Genomic DNA, 17,242 nt, shown 5'->3' with positions numbered 1-17,242 from the left:
ACCCGGGGCCGTCACTGCCAGCGCAGCAGCGCGCCCAGGCCGCCCACCGGGGCCTCCCCCTGGGCCGCCGGCGTCACCGACAGCGCGGGGGCGCCCGTCGCGACCGCGCAGCGGATCAGCGCGTCGTCCGCACGCGCCGCCCACGAGCGCTGTTCGCCGAGGATCTTCAGATCCGTACGGCGCACCGCCACTTGGTCCGGCTCCTCACCGATCCACACCTCCCGGTGCGCGTCGGGACCGTCCGGGCGAATCAGAAGCTCGTCGATCCGGTGCTCCCGGGCGGCCTCGATCAGCGCGGGCACGCCCTCCACCGCGGCGGAGCGCCCCTCGGAATCCGGCGCACGGGCCGCCAGGAACCGCTCCAGCTCACGCTCCGCCCGCTGCCGTACATGCTCCTGGCGAGCCCGTTCGACGTCCTCGTCGAGCAGCCGGCTGCCGGTGCCGTGCGCGGCCTCGACCACGAGGTCGTGCAGCCGCTGCGGCAGCCGTTCGTGCACGGTCCGCCGCTCGCGGTCGTCACCTACGAGGATCAGCAGGTCGGCCCGCGTCTCCTCCTGGCAGACGGTGAGCGCGTCGGCGATCTCGGCCGCGTTGTGCTCCCAGGTGTTCTCCACCTTGAGCTGAAAGTGCCGTTCGGACCAGTCGGACGTACTCGTACGGTGGATCGGATGCCGGCGGCCGGTGACCGAACCGACGTCCTGCCGCCCCAGCGCGCTGCGCAGCTCGAAGGCGGCGCCCCTGCGGTCGACGTAGGCCACCACGCAGACCGGGTCCTCACCCGCCAGCTCCAGCAGCGGCGCGGTGTGCGGCAGCGGCGCCCAGTGGGCGGTGTCGCGCAGCGGGGCGCGGGCCAGGGGCGGATCGAGGACCACCTCACCGGCGCGGGCGAAGACCGCACGCCCATGGGGCTCGGAGGAGTGCTCCAGCTCCTCCAGCGCGTTCCGTACGGCCCGGCAGGTCGCGTCGTCGGCGCCCTGATCGGCCAGTTCCCGGGACAGGGCCTGGGCGGTCAGGTGGCGCTCGTGCGGTGTGTCCTCCGTGTGCCGTGAGGTGTCCACGTACACGGAGGCCCAGGGCCCGGAGTGTTCGTACAGTGGATGCAGAAAGGCGAGATCCATGGTCTCTCCCGTACGCCGCTCGGGGGCTGTGTGCTCCACGGGCGGGTACCCGGACCGCATGAATGAACACGACGAGCGGGGCACCACCATGACCGGAGTCGACCCCGGCCGGCTGGACGACCAACAGCTCATGAAAGAGCTGGAGACCATCCACCGGACGCGCCACGACACGCTGCTGTACGGCTCGAACGACGCACTGCGGGCCCACAACGAACGCATGGCGCAGCTGGAGGGCGAGTACCTGCGCCGCAACCCACGCCGTACGGTGGCCCCGGGCCGAACCCGCGAGGGCGCCCGCGACCGGGGCGTGGGCGGCCCGTGAACGGGACGAGGCCGGGCCGTGGCCCAGCCTCGTCGTTCGCCTGCTCAGCAGTGCTGGTGCTCAGCAGTGCACCGGCGACCTTCCCCAGTGGCGGTGGGCCGCCAGGGCGGAGGTGAAGGCGCGCAGGAAGTCCTCGCTCGCCGGTCCCGGCGAGGTGTCCGTCACCACGCCCTGGTCGCTCACCGTGCGGTGGAACTCGGCGGACAGGCGCACGCCCTCCGGCTTGAGGGAGGACAGCACGCCCACGCCCGAGCCGAGGGCGCCGACCGGCTTGCCATGCCGGTAGGCGTCCCGTACGAAGCGCATCGCGTCCTGGTCGGCGGCCGTCGGCGGGGTGCCCACGGGGCCGCCGGGCAGCACCACGGCGTCGTACAGCACGGAGGCGACGGTCGGCAGGGCGCGGTCGACGGCGACCTCGTCACCGTCGGCGCCCGTGACCGTGCCGTCCGTCGGCGCCAGCGCCTCGACGATCGCGCCCTCGGCCGTGAGCGCCTCCCGCACCGACGCGACCTGCGCGCCGTCGACGCCGTCGGCGACGAGGACCGCCACCTGCCGGGTGCGGACCGAGCCGTCGCCGCGCAGTGACTCCAGGCTCAGCGCGGGGGAGGACAGCTTGTCCGCGGCCTGCGTCCCGGACGGTTCCGGTACGCCGATGCCGCGTGCCACCTCGACCGCCAACTCGCCGTTCACCTGGGCGAGATGCTCGACCGTGCGGGAGCGCACCGGCTTCGCTCCCACCTTGCCGAGCTCGAACCGGAACGCCTCGACGATGTGCTGCTTCTCCCAGTCCGCCATGCTGTTCCAGAACATCGCGGGCTGGGTGTAGTGGTCCTGGAAACTCGGGCTGCGGCGGCGGATCTTGGCGCCGTCGACACGTTCGGCGTAGTGCGTGTACGCGCTGCCGTCGACGCCGGCGTGCGCGGGGCAGCCGCCGCCCAGGGAGTTCGGGAAGTAGTTCGTGCCCCGGTGGATCGCGCCCTGGTGGTAGCCGTCGCGCTGGTTGGTGCGTACGGGGGCCACCGGGCGGTTCACCGGCAGCTGGGCGAAGTTGGGGCCGCCCAGCCGGATCAGCTGCGTGTCCAGGTAGGAGAAGTTGCGGGCCTGCAGGAGTGGGTCGTTGGTGAAGTCGATACCGGGGACGACGTTCGCCGTGTGGAAGGCGACCTGCTCGGTCTCCGCGAAGAAATTCTCCGGGTTGCGGTTCAGCACCATCCGGCCGATCGGCCGCACCGGCACCTGCTCCTCCGGAATGATCTTCGTGGCGTCGAGCAGATCGAAGTCGAAGGCGAACTCGTCCTCCTCCGGCACGAGTTGGACACCCAGCTCCCACTCCGGGTACTCGCCCGCCTCGATCGCGTCCCACAGATCGCGCCGGTTGAAGTCCGGGTCACGGCCCTGGCACTCCTGCGCCTCGTCCCACACCAGCGAGTGCACGCCGAGCTTCGGCTTCCAGTGGAATTTGACGAAGGTGCCCTTGCCGTCCGCGTTCACGAACCTGAAGGTGTGCACGCCGAAGCCCTGCATCATGCGGTAGCTGCGCGGGATCGCCCGGTCCGACATCAGCCACATGATCGCGTGCAGCGTCTCCGGCTGCAGGGACACGAAGTCCCACAGGGTGTCGTGGGCGGAGGCGCCGGTCGGGATGTCGTTGTGCGGCTCCGGCTTCACCGCGTGCACGAAGTCGGGGAACTTGATGCCGTCCTGGATGAAGAAGACCGGGAAGTTGTTGCCGACCAGGTCGTAATTCCCCTCCGACGTGTAGAACTTGGTCGCGAAGCCGCGTACGTCCCGCACGGTGTCCGCGGAGCCCTTCGGCCCCTGCACGGTGGAGAACCGCACGAAGACGGGCGTCTGCACGGACGGGTCCTGGAGGAAGGCCGCGCGCGTGAACTCCGCGCAGGACTCGTACGGTTCGAAATAGCCGTACGCGCCCGCGCCCCGCGCGTGCACCACCCGCTCCGGGATCCGCTCGTGGTCGAAGTGGGTGAGCTTCTCCCGGAAGTGGAAGTCCTCCATCAGCGTCGGACCGCGCTCCCCGGCGGCCAGCGAGTCGTCCGTGTGGTCGACCTCGACACCCTGGTCGGTGGTGAGCGGCCCGCCCGCCGGGTCGTCCGCCCGGAAGGCCTCCCGCTGCTCCTGTTTGCGGTCTCCCATCAGGCTGCCTCCTTGGAGTCCTTGGCGAACACGTCGAGGAACGCCTCGCAGAACGCCTTGAGGTCGTCCGGCTTACGGCTGGTGACCAGCTTGTTGGGGCCGTGGTCGCAGATGCGCACCTGCTCGTCGACCCAGGTGCCGCCCGCGTTGCCGATGTCGGTGCGCAGACTCGGCCACGACGTCAGCACCCGGCCGCGCACGACGTCCGCCTCCACCAGCGTCCACGGGGCGTGGCAGATCGCGGCCACCGGCCGGCCCTGCTCGAAGAAGTCCCGCACGAACGCCACGGCCTTGCCGTCCATCCGCAGGAAGTCCGGGTTGGCGACCCCGCCCGGCAGGACGAGCCCGCCGAAGGAGTCGGCCGACGTCTCGCCGACGACCTCCTGGACGGGGAACTTCTCCGCCCTGTCGAGATGGTGGAACGCCTGGATCGTGCCCGGCTTCGTCGACACGAGCACCGGCTCGTGCCCCGCGTCCACCGCCGCCTGCCATGGATCGGTGAGCTCGACCTGCTCGACGCCCTCGGGTGCGGTCAGAAAAGCGATACGCATGATGTCTCAAGGTCCTTCCATGGGCACAGGTGCAGGTCAGCCGGGGCCTCGGCGGTCCGGGTCCCGGCTCACGCACCTCACTACTCGTCCGGAGCGGCGCGGCTGATCTCGGCCAGCGCGGATTCGGGATCCTGGGTCTCGGCCAGGTCGCCGAGGCTGACGACGCCGACCGGCAGGCCGTTCTCGACGACCGGCAGCCGTCGTACCGCGTGCTCGCGCATCAGCGAGACCGCGACGGACACGCGCTCACCCGGGTCGATCACCACCGGGTTCCGGCTGCACACCGACTGGACGCTCACCGTCAGCGGATCGGCGCCGTCCGCGACCGCCCGCACCGTGATGTCACGGTCGGTGAGCACCCCCACGACCCGCTGTCCGTCGGCCACCACCACATCGCCGATGTCCTGCGCGCGCATCAGCTGCGCGGCCTCGACGAGCGAGGCGTCCGGCCGGACGGCGACCACCCCCGGCGTCATGACGTCCTTCACGAAATCAGCCATCACTGGCCCTCCTGCGTTCCCCGGCCGGTAGGGGTGCCGCGGCCGCGTCGGCGTGACCCAGCCCGCAGTACCCGCCGACCGGGCCCCTATGCGTTCCCTTACGCGTTCTTCCGCCGCGTGGACCGCTCGGCCCCGGTCACGGCCTCGGCCAGCTCCTGCACGTTGGCGTAGCGCGACGAGCGCGGCAGCCGCTCCAACGGCTCGACCAGCGCGTCGGGCGCGTACCCGCGGCGCAGCGCGGCGATGAGCTCCCGCGGGGTCGCCGGGAAGGCGCTACGGCCCAGAATCCGCGCCAGCTCCAGCCGGACCGTCGCCAGGGACGCCGGGGCCGGCCCCGGCCACCCCACCGGCCCGCCGGCGACGTCGGGATCGTCGTCGGCAGAGGGCTCCGGATCGTGCCACTCCTCGGTCCGGGTGGGGTGCCCGGACCTCAGCAGCCCCTGCAGTTCGTGCTTCATCTCGTCGTCACGGTGAACGCTCAGCCGGTCGCTGCCTCGCTGCATGACTCCCTCCAGATCTTCGGGCGTGCGCACCGCGTACCCGCACATCGGGGGCCGACACAGGGGTTTGCACACCGGAAGGAGGGAGACCCGCTCCCTCACCCCCCACCTCTTTCGGTTCCGGGGAAGGACCAGGCCATGGCGCTGCTCGCTGTGCTGCTTCCGCTCCTCATGCTCGGCGTGGTGCTGGCGATGGGGCGGTACGAGGAACTGGTGTTGCCGCGAAGGGAGCCGGATCCCCTCCAGCCCGCCCCACCGCCGGCCGCCAAGGTGCGCCGTCAGACTCTGGGCTGATCGTCGCCCGCCGTGCGATGCCGGAGCTCCGCCAGTACGTCCTTCGTGCGCAGGGTGTCGGGGTGGCGGGCACCGAGGACTCGGAGCTGCCGCTCGTAGGTGCCCTCGGCCACGACCTGTGCCTCCCGCAGCCGTAGCGTGCCGGTCAGGCGCCTGGCGAGGACAGAGGCCGTGCGCAGGGTGTCCGGGGCGTCGTCCCCCAGGCTCCGCCGCCGTCGCTCGTACGTGTCCGCGGTCAGACTCAGTGCCCTGTCCGCATGCCCGAGGCGCGCCAGGCGGTCGGCGAGGTGGGTCGCCGTACGCAGGGTGTCGGGGTGGTTCTCACCCAGGAGCCGACACTGCCGCTCGTACGTGTCCTCGGCCAGGTCACGTGACTCCTCCAGGTCTCCCGCCTCGGCCAGGACGATGCCGAGGGGGACGGCGACGCGCAAGGTGTCGGGATGGTCGGGCCCCAGCGAAGCCGTCCAGCCTTCGTGGAGCTCCCGCAGCCGACGCAGGACGCTCTCGGTCTCGCCCCGCTCGTAGAGGTACCGGCAGGCCTCACCCGCCGCCTGCCGGGCGTCCGGGGTGACGAGGTCGAGGGGGGCGACGGCCAGCAGGTGGGACAGCAGAGCGGGCCAGTGCGACGTGGCCGCGGGATCCGGCACGCCGGTCGGGAACGCCGACTGGAGCAGGAGGGCGGCGTGATCGGCCGCGTGACGGCGCTCCTCGGGGGAGAGATCCCCGCGCAGGACGGCCTTGGTGAGCTGGTGCAGTTGCAGCGTGCCGTCGGACACCCGGGCCAGCCCGACCTCGCTGACCTTCATCAGCAGCCGGTTGCGGGCCCGTGGATCGGCCAGGCGCTGTGCCAGGGACGACCTGCCGGGCCGCGCGGGGACGCAGGCGTGCAGGGGGAAGGGCTCGGAGGCCGGCAGCAGCGCACAGGCGTCGAGCAGGTCGGCCGCCTCGCAGTCCTGCCGGCGCAGGCGCCAGACGCTCTCCCGGATCACGGCGACCACAGGGGGTGTCCACCCGGGCAGCCCGGCGACCGACTTGGCGAGGCCCCGCAGAAATGCGTCCACGCTCATCGTCGAGAGCAACGCGCCCGCCATCTCCAACGCCAGCGGCAGGTGGCCCAGGGACTCGGCCAGGCGCACGGCGTCCGCGGCGGACAGTCCCGGACGGCGGCTGCGCAGCAGTGCCACGGACGCCGTGAGGGACAACACGTCGAGGGAGACGGCCGGGATGCTCAGACGCAGGTTCGGATCACGGGACGTGACCAGTACGTGCCCCGGCCCGTCGGGAATGTGGGTCACGACGGCAGGGTCTTCGGCCGAGTCGAAGACGAGGAGCCACCGGGTCCGGGAACGCAGTTCGGCCGCCAGGGCGGGCAGGGCGACCTCGGCAGGCGTGCCGCGCCGGGTCACGCCCATGGCCTCGGCCAGCTCCGCCAGTTGCCCGGGGATCCGTACGAGATCGTCGGCCGCCACCCACCAGACCACGTCGTACTCGCCGCCGAAGCGGTACGCGTACTCGACGGCGAGTCTGCTCTTGCCGGCCCCGCCGTGCCCGTGCAGTGCGATGACGGCGACTCGCCCCTCGTGCGCCAGCCGCGTACGGACGTCCGCGAGCTCGCCCTCCTGTCCGGTGAACGCGGAATCGCGCCGGCGAAGGTTCCACACCCGCGGCCGCGTCCCGGGCAGCCTGGGCCCGTGATCTCCCGTCTGCCGCAGGCGGCCCGGCTCGCCGCCGGGAAGGAACTCCGCCCCGTCGCCGAAGGGCCTGCGCACGGCATCCAGCAGCGTCCGCCGTGCCTCCCGCTCGCCCAGACCCGACAGCGTGGGCAGGGGCCGGGGGAGCGGCGGGGGCGAGGACGAGTCGAGGAGTACCGGGACCACGTCGCCGACCTGCGTCAGACGGGCGAGACCGTTCGGAAACGGGGACGCGTCAGGCCCGGGGAAGTGCTGGGAGAACAAGGCGACCACGCGCGTCCCCGGCCGCTCCACCTCGTACCGCAGCCGGCCCACGAGGGTGCGCCACGTCTCCCGCTGCCACTCGTCCAGCACGACGTCGTAGCCCGCGTCCTGGACGTGCCAGGCAGCCCACTCGGCCCACGCGCGGTCCGCACCCACGTGACCGATCAGGACGCGCGCCGGCGGGGTCCCGCCCTCCGTACCCTGCGCTTCCGCAGGAACCACGGCGAACGGCCCCCCGGTGACGGGCACGGTCGCCCGCTTCGGGTCCGCACCCGTGGCCACCGCGACGAAAGTGGACGGGTTCCTCCGGCGACGCCGCAGATGGTCCGACACCTGATCCCGCACGGCCAGGACCTCATGTACGTCACGCCGGTACTGGGCGTTGAGGAGCGCGTCGCGGACATCGGGAGGGAACTCGAAGAGGGGCTCCGCCTGTTCGGCGCTGTCGGCCGTCTCCTCCGCCCGGTGCAGAATCCCGCCGAGGAAGACCTCGGCCAGCTCGCTCCGGGAGGAATCGGGCAGCATGGCCCGCTGCACGACCCGGGCCACGGGAAGCGTGACCGTGGGCAAGGCGGACAGCAGCCCCGCGAGTTGCCAGGATCTCGGCGACGAGGACCTGCGGAACCGCAGGATCGCCTCGTCCGCGCTCGGTGGCGGCGGGGGCGGTGCGGCGGAGCTGGACGGCGGGCCCTCGCCGAGCCGCCCGCGCGCCGCGTGCTGCGGCAGCAGCAGCGCCGCCGTCGGGGTCCAGCGGCCGCTGCCCGCGGTCATCTGGGCCCAGCCCCGCAGCGGTCCGGGCTCCAGTTCGACCACGGGAACGGCCAGGGCAGGCCGCCGCCGCGCGACGAAACGGCGGGGCAGCGCGAGGCCCCACCGCGCGTTGGGCGCCCCCGGCTGCGCAATGCGCAGCGACACCGGCGTGGGCGCGGCGCCCGCCCTGTTCCACAGCGAGGTGGGCAGGAGATGCATGACGCTGACGTGGGAGCGCTGCGCCCAGTCGAGCAGCAGACGCTCCGCCGTCCCGTCGTGCCAGATGGCCCCGACCGTGTCGCTGAGGACGACGATGAGCTGATTGCCGGTCGGGTCGAGGATCTCGCGGTGGTGCCGGGCCGGGCGTCCCACCGACGGGTGCGGGCGCACCTCGACCCCGGCGCCCTCGGGGGCCGGGGAGAGGTTCCAGCGGCGGATGTCGCGGAATGCGCCGAGCCGCGTCAGGCCCTGGTGCAGTTCGCGGACCTCGTGCTGCCACAGGGCCATCGAGGGGCTGGTGTCGACGACGAGGGTGAGGTTGAGCCGGCGTGCCGGTTCGGGGCGCAGCACGGGGACCATGATGTCCTCGTCCACGAGCCGCGTGACCGTCGCCTCCTCGTCCAGTTCGAACGCGGTGCGGGACGGCACCTTGCGGGTGAGCGGCTTCAGCGCCCTGGTCAGCGCCAGGCCGTGCGGCAGCGCGGCCTCCGCCGGGACGTGCACGGGAGCGGCGAGACGGCCGGTGCGGGCGTGCCGGTGCGTGCCGCGGATGTGCAGCGAGGACCGTCGGCCCGCGCCGGATCCGCCGGTGTCCTCGCGGGGTTCCTGAGGCCGCGGGGTCCGATCCTCCTTGGGTTCCGGCGGCTCGGCGGACGACGCGTCCGGCGTCGGGCCGGGCGCGTCCCCCGTCCTGGGAGGCTCGTCCCCGAGGAGGTGCTGGGCGAGCCACAGGATGTCCGCCAGCTCCTCGGGGCAGGGGTCCTCGACCCCGCCCTCCCGCAGGAGATCCAGGAGGTGGGTGATCACGTCGCGTCCGGCCCGCTCAGCGGTTGCAACGTCGCCTGTGCCAGCTGCCCGATCTCGTCCGGCGCCGTCCACGCCCCGGCCAGGCGCAGCTGTACGGCGTTGAGCAGCTGGTCCGTGCCCAGTTCACCGCGTTCGCGCCGCTCCAGGAACCTGCTGATCAAACCGTCGGGAGCGGCGGCCGCCGCCGCCGCTCCGGCTCCGATGCGCTGCTCGATGATGCGCCGCAGCTTGTCCTCGCCGGGCCGCTCGATGGTCAGCCGGATGCAGCGGCGCAGGAAGGCCGGCGGGAACTCCCGCTCGCCGTTGCTGGTCAGGACGACCACCGGGAAGGCCCGGCACTGCACCCGGCCCGCGGTGATCCGGGCCCGTACGTCGGGGTCTTCGGTGCCCACGGTCACCGTTCGCCGGTGATCGGCGAGGCGGGTCAGCTCCGGGATGTCGAAACGCCCTTCGTCGAGAACCGTGAGCAGGTCACCAGGCAGATCGATGTCGCACTTGTCGATCTCGTCGACGAGCAGGACGCGAGGGCGGTCGGTGGGCAGGAACGCGGTGCCCAGGGGGCCCAGCCGGAGGTACCGGCCGATGCCGTCCGCCGGCGGTGTCACCGCGTCCGCCGGCCGTGCGTCGCCCTCCTCCGCTTCCGGCGCGTCCAAGAGCTGTTCGTCCGACGTCGCCTGCATACGGGTGAGGTTGGCGTCCTCCAGGCGCCGCAGCGCGTCGTACCGGTAAAGGCCGTCGCGCAGCGTGGCCCGGCTGGTGATGGGCCACCTCAGCACCGGGCCCAGGCCCAGGTCCTCGGCGATGCTGTACGCCAGCGTCGACTTCCCCACCCCCGGTACCCCGGTGACCAACAGCGGGCGCCGCAGCAGGAGAGCCGTGTTGACGAGGTCGATCTCGGCGTCGTCGGCGAGGTAGCCCGCCCCGCGCTCGCGGTCCGCCGCGTACTGCTTGTCGTCGAGTGAGGGCACCTTGTGGTCCGGGTCGACCTTGCCCTCGAACACCCGCCAGGGCGGCCGGTGCTCGGCGAGCCGGGCGAGGCGGCGATCGGTCGGGACCGCCGGGTCGCCCTTGTAGATCCACCAGTCCTTCACGGCACCTCCGGTCGGTCTCCGGCAGCGTGCCGGACGGTCGTGTCAGGGGATGAGGTTGGCATCGCTCAGCGGGTCCGCGTCCGGCGAGTGGTTCGGGTCGTCCCAGAGCAGGACCACGCTGGCCCGGGCCGCTTCGGGCACGTCCGTGCTCGTGCGCAACTCCGCCACGGCGTAGGGAAGTTCCGACACGTCGGCCACCTTGTCCAGTTTCAGGAGTTCGTTCAAGGGCGGCACGCAGGGGTCACCGCGGTGACCGTCGCGCTGCCAGACGACGATGGGCATCCCGGCCTCCAGCGCCGCGCCGACGCCCCTCTGGGACAGCGGTGTCGAAACGGCCACACAGGCCAGACGCTCGTTCTTGCGCCATTTGCCGATGTGATCGTCCAGGTACTCGACGTCCTCGTCCGCCACCCACGCCGTCGCCTGTTCGTCCGGGTGGCTGTGCCGGGTCAGCCAGTTCCATCGGAGAGACCACAGCTGAGGCAGGTCGAAGTGGCGGCGCTGGGCCGGGCAGCGGACGACGACTTCGTAGAGCTTGCCGATCGGGCGCGGCTCCTTGAGGAGTTGCAACGGCCACTGTTCGAACGCCTCCTCCAACAGGTCGTCGAAGACGGCGAATTCGATGCGCTTCAGCTGCACGTGGAGGAGCGCGGTCCGCATGGACTTCTGAAACAGGTCACGCGCCCCGTCCATGTCCACGACGAGCGACCCCGCGTTCTCCGGCGGCTGAAGACGCCGGGGCTTTCTCCCGTCCGTCGTACGCAGCCATATCTGGGCGTAGAACCGGTCCCGCCGCTGGGGATGTTCCGACAGCCGTACGGTCAGCGTCGCCTCGTCCCGCTTGATGGCCGGTGCGTCCGGCAGCTCCGCCCGGCTGTCCAGGAACCGGTCCACCCACCGCTCCAGCGCACCGGCGAGCTGGCGATCGGCGCGGCTCTCCCCGGCCCCGTAACCGGCCGCCAGGGCATGCGCGAAGACGACCGGCTTGGGCACTTTGCCCCGCGTGTGGCGACGCTCGCCGAGGTCCCTGGCCCATGCGTACAAGTCGCCGGCGGGAGTGCTGTGCGGCGCGGCGGCAGCCCGGCCCGGACCGCCCTCAGCCGCGAAGGACCACTGGTAAGCCTGCTCGGCCCAACTCTGAGGCCGCACACCACGGAGGATGTCGGCCAACTGCCGCCAGGCGGCCTCGTCCAACCCGTCGGGGATGTCCGGGTCGGGTACGGCGGCGTCCGTCGCGCCGCTCGTGGCGTGGACGACAGGGGGCGCTTCCCCGGAGTCGGACACGAGCTGCGGACGGGTGCCGTACTCGGGGACCGGGCCGAGCTCCGGCGGCACCCGGTAGGGCTGCCCCCACATGTACCGGACGAGCTGCTCGATACCCTCCGGGTCCAGAGTGGGCACCAGGAACCGGCTCATCCGCGCGGCGGCGAAGAACGTCGGAAGCTCGCGTTCACTGCGCCCCGGCAGGACGACCAGCAGGATCTTCTCGAACCAGTCCTGGTAGCCCTCGTAGACCCGGCTGCGCAGCAGCGAGGACTCCCAGGCCACCCCGAGTCCCGCGCCGTCCCGCTCGCCGTGCTCGGCGCGAAGTTTGTACTTCGGTGAGGCGATGACGAGGGTGTAGTCGGCGTCGGAGCATTGCCGCTCCATCCAGTGGGCCCAGTCCTGGGGCCGTCCCCCCGCGTACAGGTCGAGCTGCGCGTCCAACCCGCCCTTCTTGCGCAGGAGTTCGTAGAGCGTCTCCACCTGCTCGATGTGGGCGTCGTCGTCATGGGCGTACGAGATGAACACCCGCGGCCTGTACTGCTCCGCCGCGTTTCCCCCGTGCTCCGGCAAGCCGAGCCCCCTTCCGCGCAGGAGCTCAGGGTAGTGGGGCGAGCCGGGTCAGTGGTGCCTCTTCTCCCGTCCCGGCAAGAACTCCTGCACCTTCGCCTTGAACCCCTGCCGGACCATCGACCCCCGGTCCGCGTCCCCCTTCAGGATCGACGCCGCCGTCGCCTCCATCTGCTCCCACGTGGCATGCGGCGGGATCGGCGGTACGGCGGGGTCGGTGAGGAACTCGATCACCGCGGGGCCGTCCGCCTCCAGACCCGCGCGCCAGCCCGCCTCGACGTCCTCGGGCTTCTCCACGCGGATGCCGGTCAGGCCGAGGGAGCGGGCGAAGGCGGCGTACTGGACGTCGGGGATCTCCTGCGAGGGCAGGAAGGACGGGGCGCCCTCCATGGCGCGCATCTCCCAGGTGACCTGGTTGAGGTCGTGGTTGTTGAACACGCCCACCACCAGGCGGGGGTCCTCCCACAGGTCCTGGTACTTCGCCGCCGTGATCAGCTCCGCCAGGCCGTTCATCTGCATCGCCCCGTCGCCGACCAGCGCGATCGCCGGCCGGTCCGGGTGGGCGAACTTGGCGCCGATCGCGTACGGCACCCCGCAGCCCATCGTCGCCAGCGTCCCCGACAGCGACGAGCGCATGCCGGGCCGCATCGTCAGGTGGCGGGCGTACCAGTTGGCCGCCGAGCCCGAGTCGGACGAGATGATCGCGTTGCCGGGGAGCAGCGGGTCCAGGGCGCGGGCGACGTACTCCGGGTTGATCGGGTCGGCCGACAGGTTCGCCCGCCGCTCCATGACCTCGCGCCAGGTCGTCACGTTGTCGCAGACCGTGTCGTACCACTCGCGGCCACGGCCCTCCTCGATCAGCGGGATCAGCCGCTCCAGAGTCGCCTTCGCGTCGCCGACGAGATTCACCTCGTACGGATAGCGCATCCCGACCATGTGCGGGTCGATGTCGATCTGCACGCCCCGCGCCTTGTCGAAGTCCGGCAGGAACTGCGTGTACGGGAAGGAGGACCCGATGGTCAGCAGGGTGTCGCAGTCCCGCATCAGCTCGTACGACGGGCGGGTGCCCAGCAGGCCTATCGAGCCGGTGACGTACGGCAGTTCGTCACTCAGGGCGTCCTTGCCGAGCAGCGCCTTGGCCACGCCGGCGCCCAGCAGTTCGGCGATCCGCTCCACCTCGGCCCGCGCGCCGGACGCGCCCTGGCCGATCAGGATCGCCACCTTGTCACCGGTGTTGAGGATCTCGGCGGCCCTGCGGATCGAGTCGTCCGAGGGGATCGCCGTCCAACTGCTGCGGTCCAGGCTGGAGGGCACCATCTTGAACTCGTGCGTCGGCGGCGAGTAGTCGAGCTCCTGGACGTCGCCGGGGATGATGATCGCCGTGGGGGCGCGGCGCGCGTACGCGGTGCGCAGCGCCCGGTCCAGTACGTTCGGCAGCTGTTCGGGGACCGTCACCGTCTCCACGAAGTCCGAGGCGACGTCCTTGAACAGCGTGTGCAGGTCCACCTCCTGCTGGTACGAGCCGCCCATCGCGGTGCGGTGCGTCTGGCCGACGATCGCCAGGACCGGCACGTGGTCGAGCTTGGCGTCGTACAGGCCGTTGAGGAGGTGGATCGCGCCCGGGCCGGACGTCGCCGCGCACACTCCGACACGGCCGCTGAACTTGGCGTAACCGACCGCCTGGAACGCGGACATCTCCTCGTGCCGGGACTGGATGAAACGGGGCTGGTTCTCGGCCCGCCCCCAGGCGGCGAGCAGACCGTTGATGCCGTCGCCGGGATAGCCGAAGACGTGCTCCACACCCCACTCGCGCAGGCGCTGCAGGACGTGGTCGGCGACCTTGGTGCTCATGCGGGACCTCCTGGGCTCCGGTGGGGGACTGCGCGGCACCGCTACGAGTGACCCTGCGGGCGGGTGGAAAACCTGCCCGGGTGTTTGCGGCCCGGGCGCGGGGGCAGGCGAAGAATCAGTGCTTCGGACAGGAGGCACGTCCGTGGGAAGCGGGAGCCCCCGCCACGGGTGTGTCCGGCTCCGGTACGCGCCCGCACTCCCATGGTGACCGTCCAAGCCAGAGCACAACCAAGGGAGTTGCGACGCACGATGCCCACTTCAGTGAGCGCGAAGCACCACCCGCACGACGACGCCCCCGACACCGCGGAGGACTTCCGCACCCTCGCCAAGCTGCCCGAGGGCCAGCAGCGCGACACCCTGCGCGACAAGATCGTCGAGGCGTGGCTGCCCATGGCCGACCGGCTCGCCGGCCGGTTCCGCAGCCGCGGCGAGAGCTTCGACGACCTGCGGCAGGTCGCCGCCCTCGGCCTGGTCAAGGCCGTCGACCGGTACGACCCCGAGCGCGGCAACGCCTTCGAGAGCTACGCCGTGCCGACCATCACCGGCGAGATCAAGCGGCACTTCCGCGACCACATGTGGACGCTGCACGTGCCGCGCCGGGTGCAGGATCTGCGGAACCGTGTGAGGTTCGCCGTTCAGGATCTGCAGACCGTCTCGGGCCGCAGGCCCACGGTCGGTGAGATCGCCGAGCACGCGGACATGACCGAGGCCGACGTCCGGGTCGGTCTGGAGGCGCTGGAGAGTTTCACCGCCCTGTCCCTGGACGCCGAACTGCCCGGCAGCGAGGACGGGTATTCGCTGAGCGACGCGCTGGGTTCCGTGGATCCGGCGCTGGACACGGTCGTGGACCGTGAGGCCGTCGCGCCTCGGCTCGCGGCGCTGCCCGAGCGTGAGCGGGCGATCCTGTACATGCGGTTCTTCAGCGACATGACCCAGAGCCGGATCGCCGAGCAACTGGGTATCTCGCAGATGCATGTGTCCCGGCTGATCAGCCGGTGCTGCAGCCGGGTGCGGGAACAGGTGCTCAGCGATGTGGCGTAGGCCTGCGGGGTAGCGCCGTAGGGGTGTGGGGTTGTCTGCGGGCCGATACGCCGTTGTGGCCGGTCGCGCCCGCGCGGCGAAGCCGCGTGTCGATACAGCCCCGCGCCCCTTCAGGGCGTTCCTGCGGCCGCCAGTGCCATGTGCCGGGACATCGTGTCCATCGCCTTGGCCTCTGCCATGGAGAACACCGGACGGGCGCCGCATCTGAACAGCGTCAGGACGCCTCGCACGGTGCCGTCGGCCGTCAGGGGCACGCACAACAGTGATGTGACGTTTGCCTGTACGAGGACGGGGGCGCCCTCGGCGGTGTGGCCGAAGGCGGCCGGGTCCGGTGGGCGGACCTGGAGGGACGGGACGGCGGTGCGTGCCGTCTGCACGACCAGGGGGCACTCCGTGGGGGCCTGGGCCGCCAGCGCCTTCGCCTCCTTCTCCGACGGGGCCAGCACCGTCGTACGGGACAGTTCCGGCGTGCCGGTGTCGGCGATCACCCAGTCGGCGAAGGAGCCGTGCAGGACTTGGGCCGCCCGCTGCAGGACGGTCTCGCGGTCGCCGCGTGGTGCGGTCAGCAGCGTCGTGGTCATCTCGTCCGCGAGGTCCGCCAGAGCCGCGTGCCGGGTGGCCTCGCCGAGGTCGGGAATTTGGGCGGTCGGACTCTCGCCCGGGCCCGGGGCGCCGGGTGCGCCGAGGTCGCCGGGCTGCAGCACCACGAGCACGGTGGTGTGCGGCTCCCCGCTCGGGCGCACGGCGGTCAGGGTCGCGTGGACCGGCGCGGACGGCCGCTGCTGGAGGTGCACGGTGAGACTGCGGTCGCCCTCGCCCCGCGCCACCGCCGCGGCCTGGGAACGGAAGGCCGCCCGGTCGGCATGGGTGAGGAAACCGGTCAGGGGCCGGCCCGTCGCATAGCCCGCCCGCACGCCGGTGAAGGACGTCGCCGCGAAGTTCAGCCGGCGCACCACCGCCTCCCGGTCCACCAGCGCCACCGGCAGCGGAAACCGCTGGAACACCGCTCGCAGCAGATGGTGCTCCTGACGGTCGGCGGACGCCGTACGGGGCACCGCGCCCGAGGAGCCCGAGGACAGCCGCTCGTACCAGGGCCACAACTGGTCGGCGACATGGTCGAGTTCGAAGATCGCCGCGTCCAGGACCGTCGGCAGGTCCCCACCCGAGAGGGACCGCGCCGCCTTGAGTTCCGCGACGCGGCGCACGAAATCCGCGAGCTCTTCACCGAATTCGTCCGTCTGCGTCATGAGAACGAACCTAGCTGGCGGTGCGGCTTCGCGGAGCGGCGGGTGCCAACTGGTTCTCCCTGTTCCCCGTTGCTTTCCCCTGTTTTCTCCGGGCCGGTCCGGGAACGCGCACGGAAGAGGAGGAGTTGAGGATGCCCGCTCAGGAACAGGTGGGTCACTGGGGTGACGAGTCCGCCGAAGCCGCCCTTCCGGGGCGCAGACTGTCCGAGTTGGCCGAACAGGCCGTGCGCTGTACCACCGACTGCTGCGGAGCCAGCAGCATGGTGGCCGAGGCGGGAGCCGAACGGCCCGCCGCCGTGACCCATCCCGACCTCGCCGGACTCGTCGCCGTGCAACTGCGGTCCGGGGACGGGCCCATTCCGGCCGCCCTGGAACGGGGCAGGCCCGTCGACTCGGCCGACCTGCTGCGCGACGAACGCTGGCCGGAGTACCGCGCCATGGCGCTCGACTCGGGCGTGCGCTCCAGCGTCACGCTCCCGTTCCGCCGGTCCGGTCTGACGGTCACGCTCAGTCTCTACAGCTTTCGGCCCGGCGCCCTCGAGGACGCCCCGCACGGGCCCGTGCACGCCCTGGGCGAACTCGCCGCGAGCTGCCTGGTCCGCGACCGCTCCTACCGCGCCGCGCTCACCGAGCTCGACCACCTCGGCACCGCCCTGCGCTCCCGGCCCGTCGTCGACCAGGCGTGCGGCATCGTCATGCACGTCCTCGGCTGCGACGCCGACGCCGCCTTCGGTGTACTGCGCCGCATCTCGCAGGGCACCAACCGCAAGCTGTCGGACGTCGCGGCAGGCGTCGTCAGCAGGCGGGGGCGCGGGCTGGAGCGGGACTTGGCCGCGCTGATGAACTGACCAAGCGCGTTGGAATACCGGACGCACTGGGGTGAACTCGGTTCGGAAATCCAACTGGCTTCGGTCGATGCCTCGATGCTCCGACGCCTCTACGCCTCGACGCCCTCCGCGTCACCCGCTCGGCCGTCCCCCGTCCCGCGAATGGTGCCCGGCCGCGCGCG

Annotated in this window: 14 protein-coding genes; 4 read left to right on the top strand and 10 right to left on the bottom strand. The window is 71.9% G+C overall.

Features of this window, described 5'->3' with window-relative positions:
- Positions 1-11: 11 nt before the first annotated feature.
- Complete coding sequence (locus ACIREI_RS18445) at positions 12-1,118, bottom strand: Vms1/Ankzf1 family peptidyl-tRNA hydrolase (RefSeq protein WP_403334343.1); 1,107 nt, start codon at positions 1,116-1,118, stop codon at positions 12-14.
- Positions 1,119-1,176: 58 nt separating this feature from the next.
- Between ACIREI_RS18445 and ACIREI_RS18440 the strand changes: the two genes are divergently transcribed.
- A complete protein-coding gene (locus tag ACIREI_RS18440) occupies positions 1,177-1,440 on the top strand; it encodes a DUF6158 family protein (RefSeq protein ID WP_403333877.1) in 264 nt (87 codons plus the stop codon).
- A 60-nt stretch (positions 1,441-1,500) separates the two neighbouring features.
- Here ACIREI_RS18440 and ACIREI_RS18435 read toward each other — a convergent pair whose 3' ends face one another.
- The 4 genes from ACIREI_RS18435 to ACIREI_RS18420 form a co-directional block, all read right to left on the bottom strand.
- Positions 1,501-3,594: a catalase gene (locus ACIREI_RS18435; protein ID WP_403333875.1), complete on the bottom strand. Its 2,094-nt coding sequence runs from the start codon at positions 3,592-3,594 to the stop codon at positions 1,501-1,503.
- The gene (locus tag ACIREI_RS18430; protein ID WP_403333874.1) at positions 3,594-4,145 is read right to left on the bottom strand and encodes a type 1 glutamine amidotransferase domain-containing protein; all 552 of its coding nucleotides are present in this window, start codon (positions 4,143-4,145) and stop codon (positions 3,594-3,596) included. The genes ACIREI_RS18435 and ACIREI_RS18430 overlap by 1 nt, the downstream gene beginning before the upstream one ends.
- An 80-nt stretch (positions 4,146-4,225) precedes the next feature.
- Positions 4,226-4,645 (bottom strand): CBS domain-containing protein, encoded by a 420-nt coding sequence (locus ACIREI_RS18425; RefSeq protein ID WP_403333872.1) that lies wholly within the window; start codon positions 4,643-4,645, stop codon positions 4,226-4,228.
- A 98-nt stretch (positions 4,646-4,743) separates the two neighbouring features.
- Positions 4,744-5,148: a DUF2795 domain-containing protein gene (locus tag ACIREI_RS18420; protein ID WP_403333870.1), complete on the bottom strand. Its 405-nt coding sequence runs from the start codon at positions 5,146-5,148 to the stop codon at positions 4,744-4,746.
- A gap of 135 nt (positions 5,149-5,283) precedes the next feature.
- Between ACIREI_RS18420 and ACIREI_RS18415 the strand changes: the two genes are divergently transcribed.
- Positions 5,284-5,439 carry a hypothetical protein gene (locus ACIREI_RS18415; protein WP_403333868.1) on the top strand — a complete coding sequence of 52 codons (156 nt, stop codon included), beginning with the start codon at positions 5,284-5,286 and terminating at the stop codon, positions 5,437-5,439.
- Here ACIREI_RS18415 and fxsT read toward each other — a convergent pair.
- From fxsT to ACIREI_RS18395, 4 genes are read right to left on the bottom strand one after another with little or no spacing between them, the layout of a single operon-like run.
- Positions 5,424-9,170, bottom strand: coding sequence for an FxSxx-COOH system tetratricopeptide repeat protein (gene fxsT / locus ACIREI_RS18410; protein WP_403333866.1), 3,747 nt, complete (start codon positions 9,168-9,170; stop codon positions 5,424-5,426). The genes ACIREI_RS18415 and fxsT overlap by 16 nt on opposite strands.
- Positions 9,167-10,261 carry an AAA family ATPase gene (locus ACIREI_RS18405; protein WP_403333864.1) on the bottom strand — a complete coding sequence of 365 codons (1,095 nt, stop codon included), beginning with the start codon at positions 10,259-10,261 and terminating at the stop codon, positions 9,167-9,169. The genes fxsT and ACIREI_RS18405 overlap by 4 nt, the downstream gene beginning before the upstream one ends.
- A 42-nt stretch (positions 10,262-10,303) precedes the next feature.
- Complete coding sequence (locus tag ACIREI_RS18400; RefSeq protein ID WP_403333862.1) at positions 10,304-12,097, bottom strand: SEFIR domain-containing protein; 1,794 nt, start codon at positions 12,095-12,097, stop codon at positions 10,304-10,306.
- A 48-nt stretch (positions 12,098-12,145) separates the two neighbouring features.
- Entirely contained in the window at positions 12,146-13,945 is a 1,800-nt protein-coding gene (locus ACIREI_RS18395) for a thiamine pyrophosphate-requiring protein (protein WP_403333861.1), read from the bottom strand.
- Positions 13,946-14,194: 249 nt separating this feature from the next.
- On the opposite strand from ACIREI_RS18395, the gene ACIREI_RS18390 reads away from it, so the two are divergent.
- Positions 14,195-14,986 (top strand): RNA polymerase sigma factor SigF, encoded by a 792-nt coding sequence (locus tag ACIREI_RS18390; RefSeq protein WP_403333859.1) that lies wholly within the window; start codon positions 14,195-14,197, stop codon positions 14,984-14,986.
- Positions 14,987-15,096: 110 nt separating this feature from the next.
- Here ACIREI_RS18390 and ACIREI_RS18385 read toward each other — a convergent pair whose 3' ends face one another.
- Complete coding sequence (locus ACIREI_RS18385) at positions 15,097-16,233, bottom strand: PAS domain-containing protein (RefSeq protein WP_403333857.1); 1,137 nt, start codon at positions 16,231-16,233, stop codon at positions 15,097-15,099.
- Between the two features lie 131 nt (positions 16,234-16,364).
- On the opposite strand from ACIREI_RS18385, the gene ACIREI_RS18380 reads away from it, so the two are divergent.
- Positions 16,365-17,081 carry an ANTAR domain-containing response regulator gene (locus tag ACIREI_RS18380; protein ID WP_403333855.1) on the top strand — a complete coding sequence of 239 codons (717 nt, stop codon included), beginning with the start codon at positions 16,365-16,367 and terminating at the stop codon, positions 17,079-17,081.
- Positions 17,082-17,242 lie beyond the last annotated feature (161 nt).

Source organism: Streptomyces sp. NPDC093591 (assembly GCF_044764885.1).
GTDB lineage: Bacteria > Actinomycetota > Actinomycetes > Streptomycetales > Streptomycetaceae > Streptomyces.
The sequence above is the reverse complement of the archived record's forward strand: the minus strand, read 5'-3'. Positions and strand labels throughout refer to the sequence as shown.

Coding starts and splice junctions, on each gene's coding strand:
- ACIREI_RS18445 (WP_403334343.1), bottom strand. CDS start 1,118: ATGGATCTCGCCTTTCTGCATCCACTGTACGAACACTCCGGGCCCTGG.
- ACIREI_RS18440 (WP_403333877.1), top strand. CDS start 1,177: ATGAATGAACACGACGAGCGGGGCACCACCATGACCGGAGTCGACCCC.
- ACIREI_RS18435 (WP_403333875.1), bottom strand. CDS start 3,594: ATGGGAGACCGCAAACAGGAGCAGCGGGAGGCCTTCCGGGCGGACGAC.
- ACIREI_RS18430 (WP_403333874.1), bottom strand. CDS start 4,145: ATGCGTATCGCTTTTCTGACCGCACCCGAGGGCGTCGAGCAGGTCGAG.
- ACIREI_RS18425 (WP_403333872.1), bottom strand. CDS start 4,645: ATGGCTGATTTCGTGAAGGACGTCATGACGCCGGGGGTGGTCGCCGTC.
- ACIREI_RS18420 (WP_403333870.1), bottom strand. CDS start 5,148: ATGCAGCGAGGCAGCGACCGGCTGAGCGTTCACCGTGACGACGAGATG.
- ACIREI_RS18415 (WP_403333868.1), top strand. CDS start 5,284: ATGGCGCTGCTCGCTGTGCTGCTTCCGCTCCTCATGCTCGGCGTGGTG.
- ACIREI_RS18395 (WP_403333861.1), bottom strand. CDS start 13,945: ATGAGCACCAAGGTCGCCGACCACGTCCTGCAGCGCCTGCGCGAGTGG.
- ACIREI_RS18390 (WP_403333859.1), top strand. CDS start 14,195: ATGCCCACTTCAGTGAGCGCGAAGCACCACCCGCACGACGACGCCCCC.
- ACIREI_RS18385 (WP_403333857.1), bottom strand. CDS start 16,233: ATGACGCAGACGGACGAATTCGGTGAAGAGCTCGCGGATTTCGTGCGC.
- ACIREI_RS18380 (WP_403333855.1), top strand. CDS start 16,365: ATGCCCGCTCAGGAACAGGTGGGTCACTGGGGTGACGAGTCCGCCGAA.